General features: G+C 41.9%; 10 protein-coding genes. 3 read left to right on the top strand and 7 right to left on the bottom strand.

Going from position 1 to position 13,383, the window contains the following annotated elements:
- Positions 1 to 52 precede the first annotated feature (52 nt).
- Together bchM and nagA are read right to left on the bottom strand one after the other, a co-directional pair.
- Positions 53 to 745, bottom strand: coding sequence for a magnesium protoporphyrin IX methyltransferase (gene bchM / locus N4J56_RS13395; RefSeq protein WP_317106905.1), 693 nt, complete (start codon positions 743 to 745; stop codon positions 53 to 55).
- A gap of 50 nt (positions 746 to 795) precedes the next feature.
- Complete coding sequence (gene nagA / locus N4J56_RS13390; RefSeq protein ID WP_317106904.1) at positions 796 to 1,965, bottom strand: N-acetylglucosamine-6-phosphate deacetylase; 1,170 nt, start codon at positions 1,963 to 1,965, stop codon at positions 796 to 798.
- A 178-nt stretch (positions 1,966 to 2,143) separates the two neighbouring features.
- Here nagA and N4J56_RS13385 point away from each other — a divergent pair, with 178 nt between their 5' ends.
- The 3 genes from N4J56_RS13385 to larB all read left to right on the top strand — a co-directional run bounded on the left by N4J56_RS13385 (position 2,144) and on the right by larB (position 6,956).
- Positions 2,144 to 3,955 (top strand): ABC transporter substrate-binding protein, encoded by a 1,812-nt coding sequence (locus tag N4J56_RS13385; protein WP_317106903.1) that lies wholly within the window; start codon positions 2,144 to 2,146, stop codon positions 3,953 to 3,955.
- Positions 3,956 to 3,974: 19 nt separating this feature from the next.
- Positions 3,975 to 5,735: an ABC transporter substrate-binding protein gene (locus tag N4J56_RS13380; RefSeq protein ID WP_317106902.1), complete on the top strand. Its 1,761-nt coding sequence runs from the start codon at positions 3,975 to 3,977 to the stop codon at positions 5,733 to 5,735.
- Between the two features lie 450 nt (positions 5,736 to 6,185).
- The gene (gene larB, locus N4J56_RS13375; RefSeq protein ID WP_317106901.1) at positions 6,186 to 6,956 is read left to right on the top strand and encodes a nickel pincer cofactor biosynthesis protein LarB; all 771 of its coding nucleotides are present in this window, start codon (positions 6,186 to 6,188) and stop codon (positions 6,954 to 6,956) included.
- Positions 6,957 to 6,995: 39 nt separating this feature from the next.
- Here the strand turns inward: larB and N4J56_RS13370 are convergent, their stop codons facing one another.
- From N4J56_RS13370 to N4J56_RS13350, 5 genes are all read right to left on the bottom strand, one after another.
- Positions 6,996 to 8,027 (bottom strand): glycosyltransferase family 2 protein, encoded by a 1,032-nt coding sequence (locus N4J56_RS13370; RefSeq protein WP_317106900.1) that lies wholly within the window; start codon positions 8,025 to 8,027, stop codon positions 6,996 to 6,998.
- 166 nt (positions 8,028 to 8,193) lie between these two features.
- A complete protein-coding gene (trpD, locus tag N4J56_RS13365) occupies positions 8,194 to 9,279 on the bottom strand; it encodes an anthranilate phosphoribosyltransferase (RefSeq protein WP_317106899.1) in 1,086 nt (361 codons plus the stop codon).
- A 176-nt stretch (positions 9,280 to 9,455) separates the two neighbouring features.
- Positions 9,456 to 9,833: a response regulator transcription factor gene (locus tag N4J56_RS13360; RefSeq protein WP_317106898.1), complete on the bottom strand. Its 378-nt coding sequence runs from the start codon at positions 9,831 to 9,833 to the stop codon at positions 9,456 to 9,458.
- Between the two features lie 120 nt (positions 9,834 to 9,953).
- Positions 9,954 to 11,084, bottom strand: a complete 1,131-nt coding sequence (locus tag N4J56_RS13355; RefSeq protein ID WP_317110632.1) for a response regulator — start codon at positions 11,082 to 11,084, stop codon at positions 9,954 to 9,956.
- Between the two features lie 48 nt (positions 11,085 to 11,132).
- Entirely contained in the window at positions 11,133 to 13,061 is a 1,929-nt protein-coding gene (locus tag N4J56_RS13350; RefSeq protein WP_317106897.1) for a histidine kinase dimerization/phospho-acceptor domain-containing protein, read from the bottom strand.
- Between the last annotated feature and the right edge of the window lie 322 nt (positions 13,062 to 13,383).

Here is a 13,383-nt window from a genome sequence, read left to right as displayed (position 1 = left end):
CATCTCTTACTTCAAGGACTTGCTGGCTTTATAATTAATTCCGATTTGGAAATCATTTTCGAGTTGCTTCTATTAAACGAGAAAAATAGAAGCGAGTCTTTGTCATTGCCTGACGCTGCACGGTAAAACCATTTTTTTCTAAAATTTTGATGACTTCTGATGCTGGGTGTAAATAAGCACGGGTCGCCTTACTTGCACCAGGGAAGAAACTACCAACTTTTTTTAGCAAACTAAGAGCAAAAGTTTTTGGGGCAAAACTTACAATTAAGCGCGTCTGTGCTAAAGAACAAAGATGAGAAATCATTTGCTCTACTTGTTCTTGGGGATAATGGATTAAAACATCAAGACAAATAACGGTATGATAGCGATCGCTGAGTGTTTCTAAATCTTGCACGGTCAGAGTTAGATTCTTGACCAAATCTCCCAATTCTGCTCTAGCTTTATCTTTGGCTTCTGATACCATCATTTCTGACAGATCGCTAGCGTACACCCTAGCACCTGCCTGCGCCAGGGGAATGCTGAGGCTACCCACTCCACATCCTGCATCGCAAATAGAGATTTCCGATAAATTACCATCTGCTTGCAACCACCCAATAACACTATCTACAGTTTGTTGGTGTCCGTTGCGAATATCGAGTTGGACTTTGTTAACGTCATTGCTTATACCATAAATCCGTCGCCAGCGGTCAAATCCCGTTGTATTGAAATATTCTTTAACAATTGTTTTATCGTCTGTTGCAGTCATATAGATAGGTTATTATTTTGGTTCACAAACCTTAAATTTATCACCATATGTCACTGCAATCTCTTCCACGTCAGTTCTTTGCTGTCCTGTTTTATCTGCCAGCGTAGGAGTTGATGAAAGGGAGTACCGAGTTGAATTGTGGGAAGAGCGATCGCCTGTCGCGGTGCGGTGGTAGCAAGTGCGATCGCTGTATCTACGTCACAAAGATTCCAGCGAACTAGGTTCTGGACTCCTACGAGTAGTGGTAGAGTCGTACCAGCCAAGGTACCATCGAACAGTCTAGCTGTACCGTTTTTCACGTCGATTTGCCGCGTATCCCAAGGGTATACCCCATCTGGAAGCCCCAGAGGTGCTAAGGCATCGCTGACGAGAAAGATTCCTTGTTCGTAACAGCCAGCACGGAGTAATACTTGAATTATTGTGGGGCAAATATGTTCTCCGTCAGCAATTAACCCACATTTCACTTGAGGATGTACCAAGGCAGCACCTAACAACCCAGGTTCTCTGTGGTGGAGTCCCGGCATGGCATTGAAGGCATGAGTTACCATTGTTGCCCCTAGTTTAAATGCTTGTTCTGCCTGAGTTGCCGTGGCGAGGGAATGACCGAGGCTGATTGTTATACCGAGAGAACGCAAATAGGCTATGGCTTCGCCCGTGGGATCTAATTCTGGGGCAAGGGTGATAACCTTGACTATGCGAGCGTAGTCGCCTAAAAGTTGCTGAATGTGTGGAATTGTTAGTGGTAATAAATATTCGGCTGGATGAGCGCCGCGCTTTTGCGGATTTAAAAATGGTCCTTCAAGGTGGACTCCTAAAACTTGAGCGGTTGGTAGAGATGTGGTTTGCTGCTGCATATAGTCAGCAATAACGGCTAGCGATCGCTGTATATCTTCTACAGAAGTCGTCACTAATGTGGGTAAATAAGCATCTATGCCTTGTTGCCACAAGTATTCAGATATTTTTTGCAGCTTATAGATATCTGTCGCTTGTAAATCTGGAAATGCTAATCCTAGCGCCCCGTTAATCTGTATATCGACTCCACCCAAAGATATCAGATCGGCTGCTAAATTGATAATTTGTAAATTAGCAGGCGGAATTTTTTTAATAAATCGATCCATTGGTTCAATTGCGGAAATTTGACCGTGTAGATCGATCCGAATTCCCTGCAATTGCGCGTAACCATGCACGCGAGCATTGATAATATCTACTGAATGAGTCATCGATCTAGCCACCCTTATCCAAAAAATTTATTCGCCGGATACCTCGCGATCGCGTATTCATGCACGATTACGAAAATAGGTATTATAGTGAGGCTTAAAGCAACATATGTAGACATCGATATTTTAATATTTCGCAAACTTTGGTGACTGGTAACGCGATCGCGATTCAATTTATCCCATGAAATACCCAATTACTCTTTCCCAATCCTGGCGTAAATGGTTAGCAGGTATACTAGCAGTAGTCATGGCGATCGCGCTGTCTGGCTGCAATCCGGCTGAGATGAGAACCCAAGCGGCTGACGTACCGCAAATAGTTGTCAGCGTGACTACCGATCCCGATACGTTTAATTATGCTTTAGGTCATCAAGTCCCAAATATTTTTAACATGACCTTTAGGGGATTAACTACAGTTAATGGCATTACCAAAGAACTCGAACCAGAATTAGCAGAATCTTGGCAAATTTCCGAAGATAAATTAAATATTATTTTCACTTTAAGAGAAGGCTTAAAATGGTCTGACGGTCATCCACTTACAGCAGATGATGTCGTATTTACTTATAACGATATTGTTTTAAACAAAGCCATTCCTACAGATCTAAGAGATTACATTCAAATTGGTAAGCAAAAGGCTTATCCAAAAGTTGTTAAGCTAGACGATCGCCGCGTTGAATTTATCATGCCCGAACCTTTTTCACCTTTTCTTGCTACGACGACGGGAGATCCTACGAGTGCGATCGCCATTTTACCAAAACACGCTTTACAAGAATCAGTAAAAACAAAAGACGCTAAGGGAAACCCTCGCTTTTTAAGCACTTGGGGAACGGATACAGATCCAACTAAAATTGTCACTAATGGTCCTTTTACACTTGAAAGCTACGTACCTGCTCAACGCTTAGTTTATCGCCGCAACCCTAATTATTGGCGGAAAGATGCACAAGGCAATTCTCAGCCTTATATTGAAAAATACATTTGGCGAATTGTTGAAAATCCAGAAACAACTTTAGTTCAGTTTCGTTCCGGTGGGTTAGATATAGCTTCGGCTTCAGCAGATAATTTTTCTCTGCTCAAACGCGAAGAAGAACGAGGCAATTTTAAGATTTACAATGGTGGACCTGCTTTCGGTATGTCCTTCATTACTTTTAATCTAAATAAAGGTAGTAGAAACGGTAAACCTTTAGTCAACCCGATTAAATCTCGCTGGTTTAATACAGTTGAATTTAGGCAAGCAGTTGCTTACGGACTCGATCGCCAAACGATGATAAATAATTTTTTACGGGGTTTGGGAGAGCTACAAAACTCTCCAATCGATACTCAGAGTTCGTATTTTCTACCTCCTGAAAAAGGATTGAAAGTCTACACCTACGATCCAGCCAAAGCCAAAGAACTACTGCAAAAAGTTGGATTCAAATACAACAATAAAAATCAATTATTTGATGCTCAAGGTAATCGGGTACGATTTACTCTCATGGTTCCTGCTGGGGGTAGAGGTAATAGTGGGAGAACGGTAGCTCAAATTCAACGAGACTTAGGTAAAATTGGAATGCAAGTCGATCTCCAATTTCTTGATTTTGGCACTTTAATGGATAAAACTTCTAATTCTTTAGATTGGGAATGTTACATCGGTGGTTTCATCGGTGGTGGAATTGAACCGAATGACGGAGCAAACGTATGGTTGACAGCAGGTGGCTTGCACAATTTTAACCAATTACCTCAAGTAGGACAAGCACCAATTCAAGGACGAGAAATTGCGGATTGGGAACAAAAGATTGAAGATCTATTTATTAAGGGAGCGCAGGAATTTGACGAAGCCAAGCGGAAAGAAATCTATAATGAATTTCAACGCACTGCTCAAGAATATTTACCATACATTACCTTATACAATCCTTTATCGCTAGCTGCAATTCGCGATCGCATTCAGGGAACAAAATTTTCTGCATTAGGCGGCGCATTCTGGAACATATACGAATTAAACATAAAGGATGAAGGTTGATTCCCGACTCCCTGAATTTATGATCCGTCGAAATTTTCTAATAACACTTACATTATTAGTTGCGATCGCACTTTCTGGCTGTAATCCCACCGAAATGAGAACTAACGCCACTCAAGTTTCACAAATCGTGGCGAGAGTTCCAGGCGACCCGCAAACTTTTAATTATGCCTTAAATCAATCGTCACCTAACGTTTTTGGATTTCTTTATGAAGGATTAATTACTGAAAATGGTGAAACTGGAAAGCTAGAGCCAGCATTAGCTGAATCTTGGGAAATTTCTGAAGACAATCTCAAAATCGTTTTTACTCTAAGACCAAATTTAAAATGGTCAGATGGGGAACCGCTAACAGTTGACGATATCGTTTTTACTTATAATGATATTTACTTTAACGAGCAAATTCCCACAGATATAAGAGATATTCTTCGCATTGGCAAGAGTAAAGCTTTACCTAAAGTCCGTAAATTAGATAGCCGCCGAGTCGAATTTACCGTTCCAGAGCCATTCGCACCTTTTTTACGATTTGCAGGTGGGATAGTCATCTTACCAGAACACGCCCTACGTCAATCGGTAGAAACTAAAAATAAAGATGGTAGACCTCAGTTTTTATCTACGTGGGGAACGGATACAGATTTGCAAAAAATTGTGGTCAATGGTCCTTTTACCCTGGAAAGCTACACTGTAAACCAGCGAATAGTCTTTCGCCGCAATCCCTACTACTGGCGGAAAGACACACAAGGAAATGCTTTACCTTATGTTGAGCGGCTAATTTGGCAAATTGTGGAATCACCAGATACAGCTTTAATCCAGTTTCGTTCGTTAGGATTAGATATGCTAGAAATTGGTCCTACGAGTTTTCAATTACTAAAACGGGAGGAAGAACGAGGAGATTTCAAAATTTACAGCGGTGGTCCTGACTTTGGCACAAACTTTATTTGTTTTAACTTAAATAAAGGTCGTCGTCAGGGAAAACCTTTAGTCAATCCAATCAAGTCACGCTGGTTTAATACAGTAGCATTTAGACAAGCAGTTGCTTACGGAATTAATCGCGAAGCAATGCTAAATAATGTCTATCGTGGCTTAGGAGAGCTACAAAATTCGCCAATTTCTGTTCAAAGTCCTTACTATCTCTCTCCTGAAGAAGGTTTAAAAGTTTATAATTATAATCCTGAAAAAGCTAAAGAATTACTTAGAGGAGCTGGATTTAAATATAATAACAAAGGTCAATTACTCGATGCTGAAGGTAATCGAGTCCGGTTCACTACGATCAGCCAAGCGGGTAATAGAACTGTTGATGCAATTGGTTCGCAAATCAAGCGCGATCTCAGCAAGATTGGAATTCAAGTTGATTTTACTCCAATTGACTTTGCTGTCATGGTAGATAAAATTACCAATACTCTCGAATGGGAATCTTATTTTGGTTTAATTACTGGTAGTATTGAACCATATAGCGGAGCAAATGTATGGTCGCCCGATGGCGGTTTTCATCCTTTTAATCAGAAACCACAACCAGGACAACCGCCGATTGAAGGACGAGAAGTTGCAGACTGGGAAGCAGAAATCGGTCGGCTTTACATTGAGGGAGCAAGAGAACTTGACGAAACAAAGCGTAAAGAAATTTATGGAGAAACTCAGCGTTTAGCACAAGAGTATCTTCCTTTTATTCATTTAATCAATCCTTTAGCTTTAGCAGCAATTCGCGATCGCATTGAAGGAACAAAATTCTCTGCTTTAGGTGGAACGCTTTGGAATGTTTATGAATTGAAAGAAGCAAAAGACTAGAAATACTTATTCAATTAAACAATGCGATTGCGAGTTCTTGTCTTCATATTGATTCTATTTCTTACTTGTCAACTCACGCTTACAGGTTGCAATTCCATAAATTTTAAAACCTCAGCAGCGCAATCGCAGTGGGTAACGAGTACTTTAAAAGATCCTAAAACTTTTAACTATGCCCTCAATCAAGAATACCCTCACGTATTTTTATTCACTGTTGAAGGACTAACAACACTTAATGGTGAAACTGGAGAAATTGAGCCAGTCTTAGCTGAATCTTGGCAAATTAAGGAGTCAAATACACCGCCCTCGGCTCCCAAGCTGGGACTCTGTGGAACAAATACGAACTGAAAGTGACAGAATAGGGTCTAGGAAAAGTCAAAAGTCAAAAGCTAAAAGTTAAAATAAACTCTTTCCTTGTCCCCTCACTCCTCACTCCTCACTCCTCCCCCTCAAATGTCTCAACCCGAAGCCTTGCGATCGCTCTTAGAATCTGTAGCAGCTGGTAACGTCAGTCCAACTGTCGCCTTAGATAAATTGAAACATTTTACCTACGAACCAGTTGGTGAATTTGCCCACATTGACCATCATCGCCAGCTCAGAACTGGGTTTCCTGAAACGATCTGGGGTCAAGGCAAAACTCCCGACCAAATCGTGCAAATTATGGCAGCAATGCGCCAGCGCAACTCAGTAGTGATGGCGACGCGCATCGAACCCGATGTAGCAGAACAGCTAGAAGAGAAGGTAGAGGGACTGCGTTACTATCCGATGGCAAAAATTGCGGCGATCGCACCAGCACGGATCGAACCGCAGTACCCTGGTAAAATTGGTATCCTCTCAGCGGGGACTGCCGATTTACCCGTAGCTGAGGAAGCGGCTATAACTGCCGAACTATCCAGTTTTCGCGTTCTCCGGTTATGGGATGTGGGCGTTGCTGGTATTCATCGCCTGCTAGACAACCGCCACGTTATCGCTGAAGCATCTGTATTGATTGTTGTCGCAGGAATGGAAGGGGCTTTACCCAGCGTAGTTGCAGGATTAGCCGATTGTCCCGTCATTGCCGTTCCTACCAGCGTTGGCTATGGTGCAAGTTTCAGCGGCTTAGCTCCCCTCTTGACAATGCTTAACTCTTGTGCAGCAGGGGTAGGAGTTGTCAATATAGATAACGGTTTTGGCGCAGCGATTTTAGCAGGACAAATTCTACGCACCGCAGGAAAATTACAGTGACCAGTGACCAGTGACCAGTGAAGAAAGGGTGTGGAGATTTTAAATTTCTTCCTCCCTCAGCTCCCTCAGCTCCCTCAGCTCTCTTCCCCCCGACTCCCGACTCCCGATTCCCGACTCCCAATTCCCCGAATGACTAGGAAATCCCCCTACTTCGGCTAAGGTGTAAATTGGTCTGCCTTTGACTTCTTCATAAATCCGCCCGATATACTCACCTAAGATGCCAATACTGACAAGTTGAACTGCACCAAGGAAGAAAATTGCTACCAAAATAATCGTAAAGCCAGTCAAAGGAGACTGAGGTACAAACAATCGCCAGTACAATACGAGTAGAGCCATGAGAACAGCGATCGCCGCAGCAAATAGACCGACGTAAGTAGAGAGGCGCAAGGGGACTTTAGAGAACGACACTAAGCCATTCAAAGCCAGAGCCAGAGACTTACCGAAAGTGTAATTGACCTTACCAGCAAAACGAGGCGGGCGATCGAATTGTACGGATGTTTGACGAAAACCAATCCAAGCCCGTAAGCCGCGCATGTAGCGATTGCGTTCTGGCATGGCATTAAGGATATCTAAGACTTGCCGATCGATCAAACAGAAATCTCCTGTATCGGTGGGAATATCCACATCAGCAAGGTGTTGGAGCAGGCGATAAAATATGTATGCCGTACCGCGTTTGAACCAACTTTCTTTTTGGCGCTGCGTGCGTTGGGCATAAACAACTTGAAAGCCATGTTGCCATTTGGCTACCATCTCTAAAATCAATTCTGGCGGGTCTTGTAAGTCAGCGTCCATGACAATCGCCACTTTACCCCTAGCAAAATTAAGTCCAGCCGTCACCGCAATTTGATGTCCGAAATTGCGGGCAAGACTGAGGTAGGATACGCGAGGGTCATTTTGATGTAAGTCGCGCACGATTTGCAAAGTGCGATCGCGGCTGCCATCATTAACAAATATGAGTTCTATCGCTCCATCCAATTGTTCGCCAACCGCACTGACGCGGCGATAGAGTTCTAGGATATTTTTTTCTTCGTTATAGACTGGAACAACCAAGGAATACTTAGGCGATACCATCGCTTCCTACCAACACGATATATTTGACTCATTACTGTAGCGCGATCGCTAACAACTAAGAGCTGGCGGTTAGGGTAAAGTCGAGGAAGACTACTTAAGTGATTAGTGACTGGTGGCTGGTGACTAGAGTTTTCAAGCCACTAGCCACTGATAACTGATAACTGATTTACAAGAATTGTACGAGTTGCTGTAGCTTTGCCCAAGCAGCACCACTATACAGAATTTCCCTAGCTAGGCTAATGCCAGCAGCATATTCACCTAAAGGGATCTTTTCTCCTACTTGCAGTGCTAGCGCTGCATTTAAAGCAACAACATCTTGCTGTGCTTGAGTTCCCTTACCTTGCAATACAGCGGTGAGAATTGCTGCATTTTCCTGTACGTCTCCACCCCTTAATGCTGATGTTGGTGCAGGTGCTAAGCCTAGTTCCTGCGGATGTATAGTTGTTAACTCCACCTGTCCGTTAGATAACACTGCTAAATCTGTAGCATCACCTAAGCCTGCTTCATCTAACCTTTCCCGTCCGTGCAGCACAATTGCCTGTTTTGTCCCTAACTGCTGTAAGGCATGAGCGATAGTCAGTGGTAAGTTTGATTCACAAACTCCAATGACTTGTCCTGTTGGGTGCAAAGGGTTGACTAGCGGTCCTAATAGATTAAATATCGTCCGTACTTTCAGCGTTTTGCGTAACGGGGCAACAGCCTTCATAGCGGGATGCCACCCAGGAGCAAATAAAAATGTAATACCTACTTCTGCAACAGCTGCTTGTATTTTGTCTGCGGCAGCATTGAGATTAACTCCTAGTGCTTCCAAGACATCCGCAGAACCGACTCGACTAGAAGCAGAGCGATTGCCGTGTTTAGCTACTGGTACTCCCGCCGCTGCTGCGACAAAGGCAACCGCAGTAGATATATTAAAGGTTGCAGCTCCATCTCCACCAGTACCGCAGGTATCGATTAAAGGTGTAGGGGCGCACATCTGTGCGCCGGTGCTGTGCGCCCGCACAGATTGTAAAACTTGAGCCATCCCAGCCAGTTCTTCGGCTGATACACCTTTAGCCTGAATTGCTGCTAATATTGCTCCAGATAAGACAGGTGGAATGCTTTCGTTTAGCCATTCCTGCATGAGTTGCGCTGCTTGTGCGCCAGACAAAGATTGACGATCCAGTAATTGCTGAAGTAATTGCGTTGCCCAGGTATTTGAAGCTTCTGGGAGAGAACTATTGCTGAGATCGATGGCTGATGTAGAGGTCATTGTCAGGACAATTTTTGCAGTTAGAAGCATACTACCGCAAAAGGCTCTACTCGATCGGACTTGTCTTTCAAAAATCTTACTAGACTGTCATTTACAATGAGTTGCGATGTATGGCAGCGATCGCGCTTAATTATTCACTAGCTTGATCTTGGTAACAGAATGCAATACTCAGGTTTTTACAAAGCCAAAACTTCTCTGGCTTTCTCCGTAATCTCATCAGGATCGAACGGTTTGGTAGTATACATATCAGCTCCAACCTCTATACTTTTTTGTCGGTCGAATTCCTGACCTTTAGCTGTCAACATAATAATGTAAACATCGGAAATATTCAATTGATTTTTTACAGTATTACATACATCAAAACCATTCATTTTTGGCATCATTACGTCTAAAAACACGAGTTGAGGTCGCTCGTTTTTAATAATATTGAGTGCGGCTTCACCATTGTCTGCAAATAGTAGCTCTACCCCTTCATCTTCCAATTCTTCTAATGTTTGTTCCATCAAAAGTCTAACGTGAGGTTCGTCATCAACAATTAAAATTTTTAAATCCATATTTTTACCCATATACCTAAATATCGGTTAGCAAAATTTAAACTGAAACTTTTGGTGCGATCGCGTACTGCTCTAAAGCATAGTTATACTAACCTACAATTTATATCATCGAGCAAAACTTTATACGAGTTTTTCATTTTTGATGAAAGCTCCTGGAAGTAAAATCTCATTTTGTGTAGTTAATACTTCAGAACAATCACCTTCCTTACGGTCTGCTAGTAAGATAAAGAAAACATTTTCTAAACCTTTTTCAAAGCGCAAAGTTTTAATGACTTCAGAGCGCTCCCAGAAGTTAGCGTTAGCAATAATCATGTATGGTTGAACCGACATGGCTTTTTCTCGCAATTCTTGAGCATCAATAGCTTCAACTACACTGTAACCTTTAGCTTGTAAAACTTCAGCTAAAGTTTTCACAGTAGATACATCTTCATCAACCACTAAAACTTTTTTACTAGAATTAGCTTGAGTTGTCAGCGTTCCAATTTCATGCAATAAAGTATCTGTCTCAATTGGCTTCATTAAGTAACGTTCAATTCCCAAGCGGTAGCCCCGCTCTCTATCTTCTACAATAGATAGAATAATAATGGGAATATTCATAGTTTTGGGATCGTTTTTGAGAACAGCTGCTACGTCGAAACCGCTCATCTCTGGCATCATAACATCTAGAATAATGAGGTCGGGAGCGGATTTTTTGACAAAGGCGATCGCTTCTATGCCATCTTTAGCTTCAAGAATATTGTATCCTTCAGACTCTAGCTGCTGCCGTAACAACTGACGAATATTAGCATCGTCATCGACTACTAAAATTGTTTTTTTAGTCGTTCTAGAATTAGCAGATTTCATGACTACATGTTCTCGCAACTGCTTGACGAGAGTATCGACATCAAAAGTTTTTGGTTTTAAGTCACAAGCAATCATGATGGGTAAGGTAAAAGAAAATTTACTACCCGTACCTAAAATACTTTCAACCCATATTTTACCTCCATGATGTTCGACAATTTGTTTGCAAATTGGTAATCCTAAACCCGTACCTTTGGGTTTGTCAGTGAGGGTATCACCCACTTGCTTGAATTTCTCAAATACTTTATCTAAATCGACTTCGGCAATACCTATACCCGTATCTATAATACTAATATTAATTTGAGTTTCATTAGTTGTGACTCTGCAAGTAATCGAGCCAGTATCGGTAAATTTGACAGAGTTAGAAATCAGGTTAATAACCACTTGAATTAATCGATCGCGATCGCCTATAATCTCCGGCAGTTCGGATTCAATATCTCGAATTAATTCTAGATTTTTTTAGTGAAAGAGCGCAGAAGTCGCTGCGAGCGCTCTATCTATGACTTCATTAATTTGTAGGGGAGCCATCTTCCACTCAATCTTGCCCGCCTCCATCTTGGCAATATCCAAGACATCATTAATCAAATCCGTCAGTCTGCCACCTTCCGATACGATAATGTCAAGATTATCAGCTATTTGTCTCACATTACGTTGTACTTTTTTATCATCTGTTGGAAGGACGGGAAAGACAACTTCTTCTAGTTTTTTCTTTATGATTTTGGCAAAACCAAGTACTGATGTCAGAGGCGTTCTAAGTTCGTGAGATACTGTAGAAATAAAATCAGTTTTCATCTGATCTACCTCTTTTTCTGATGTGATGTCTCGAATCAATAGAACTGAACCAATACACCGATCTTTTCCATTTTGCTTACCTGTAGAATCCGCATCTTTCACAATTGCAGTTGCAACTGCTTTTCCAGTACAACCACTCGATAATTCTATTTCTGCAACAAAAACTTTTTTGAGGTTTCTACGAGTTTCTTCTACTAACTCGACAATCTTACGATTAAATACAACTTGACAATCACGACCAGTTAAATCTGTTTCTTCAATTCCAAATAGAGCAAATAGAGCTGGATTGACCCGAGCAATTTTACCATTTAAATCGACGACCAGTAACCCATCTGCCAAGTTATCGATCACGGCAGTTAAATAAGCCGTGCGCTCTTGAACTCGCAGTTCCAGCTCTTCAAATGATGCTTCTAGCTGGGCTGCCATCTTATTAAAAGCTTGCTCTAAAACTTCCAGTTCATCTGTATTCCTCGCTTCAGACTGCTGCTGAAACGTATTGCTAGCAATTACTTCAGATGCTTGGTTAAGTCGGCGCGTCCTTTGCAAATCTATCTCTGCTAGGCGATCGCACTCAGCCATAATGTGTTGTAAGCGGTGATTCAGCCTGCGGATAAAGAAGGCAACAACTAAAGCTAGGATGATAGCCGCTCCCAGCGCTCCTCCCACAGTAATAGTTAACGCGGGACCCAGCACAACCCATTGAGGCACTGATGCAATCATCAACCAGTTTGTACCTTTAACTCGCTCGTATGCCCAGTAGTGTCCCTCAGCTTGGATTAATCCAGCTTTACCATTCGATATCTTTTGCCATACAGCTTTTAATTCGGGTATATCTTTGTATGTTGACAGCGCCTTAGCCTTTTGGGGATCGGGTGGATAGGCTAGCAAATTTCCTTTTGCGCTTAAAATTGCAAAGTAACCGCCTTTCCAACCCTCAGGCGCTTGAATTTGATTGCCAAGGGCTGTCACATTGATGTCTAATCCAGCAACACCAATCAACGTGTTACTAGCATCGAAGATGGGTGAGGTAATGGTTGTCATGGTAATATTTGCCCACTGATAAGGCTCTAGCCAAATAGCTTTTCCTGCCGCTACAGGTAGCTTATAGTACTCTTGGTCGAGACAAATTTTATCAACCTCACATACATCTGCAAAACGAATGTTACTGTATGGAACTGGTAGCGGCTTACCTATCTGATCCGGAGTATGTTGGTCAATAAAGAAGTAAGGCCAATATGTCTTGCGGCTTGGTATCAATTTATAAGGAGCTTGACCAAAATTCAGAGACATTACCAAGGGTGAGCGATACTGAAAGAGATCGAAAATCAAGCCCTCATAAGTTTGTGAGTCCTGAATACCTATACGCTTCATCGTCTTGACCGCAGCAACTGCACTCAGCATCGATTGTTCTGCTCTAGCCAATTCTTCTTCAATTGACTTGGCTTGCGTGCTGAGATTGCCCTGAATTTCCTCTTTAGCGCGACTTTGCAACGCTTGATAGAAAAAGCAAGACATACCACCTAGACCTATCAAAGCACCACACAATACATTAATAAATAGTCTGGAACCGATAGATTTGCGGATAGAGCTTTTCATGGTCTTTTGTATTATGTCCTGATTTGGAGTCTCCCGAACAACTGTTGTGGAGTTGTATAATTCAGTTAGTTATATGATTCCCAACTTCATGCCAAATCTATCAAGCATACGTAAAGCTGTGTCGAAAACTTAGAAATACATCATGCATGAATGAGAGCGACGTATTATTTAGATAGTGAAGCTACTAAACTCCTTGAAAAAAAGATAACGAAGCATTATAAAGATACTTCGTTAAATAAATTTAGATTATTTCTTTATCGAGTATGTAGATACAGTTTGCGAGCTTATCTAATTCATGATTGGTATACTTTTAAGAAATACT

It is taken from the genome of Chroococcidiopsis sp. SAG 2025 (assembly GCF_032860985.1).
Classification (GTDB): domain Bacteria; phylum Cyanobacteriota; class Cyanobacteriia; order Cyanobacteriales; family Chroococcidiopsidaceae; genus Chroococcidiopsis.
The sequence above is the reverse complement of the archived record's forward strand: the minus strand, read 5'-3'. Positions and strand labels throughout refer to the sequence as shown.

Bases quoted from the DNA above. Each gene is read 5' to 3' on its own strand.
- bchM (WP_317106905.1), bottom strand. From the start codon at position 745: ATGACTGCAACAGACGATAAAACAATTGTTAAAGAATATTTCAATACA.
- nagA (WP_317106904.1), bottom strand. From the start codon at position 1,965: ATGACTCATTCAGTAGATATTATCAATGCTCGCGTGCATGGTTACGCG.
- N4J56_RS13385 (WP_317106903.1), top strand. From the start codon at position 2,144: ATGAAATACCCAATTACTCTTTCCCAATCCTGGCGTAAATGGTTAGCA.
- N4J56_RS13380 (WP_317106902.1), top strand. From the start codon at position 3,975: ATGATCCGTCGAAATTTTCTAATAACACTTACATTATTAGTTGCGATC.
- larB (WP_317106901.1), top strand. From the start codon at position 6,186: ATGTCTCAACCCGAAGCCTTGCGATCGCTCTTAGAATCTGTAGCAGCT.
- N4J56_RS13370 (WP_317106900.1), bottom strand. From the start codon at position 8,027: ATGGTATCGCCTAAGTATTCCTTGGTTGTTCCAGTCTATAACGAAGAA.
- trpD (WP_317106899.1), bottom strand. From the start codon at position 9,279: ATGACCTCTACATCAGCCATCGATCTCAGCAATAGTTCTCTCCCAGAA.
- N4J56_RS13360 (WP_317106898.1), bottom strand. From the start codon at position 9,833: ATGGATTTAAAAATTTTAATTGTTGATGACGAACCTCACGTTAGACTT.
- N4J56_RS13350 (WP_317106897.1), bottom strand. From the start codon at position 13,061: ATGAAAAGCTCTATCCGCAAATCTATCGGTTCCAGACTATTTATTAAT.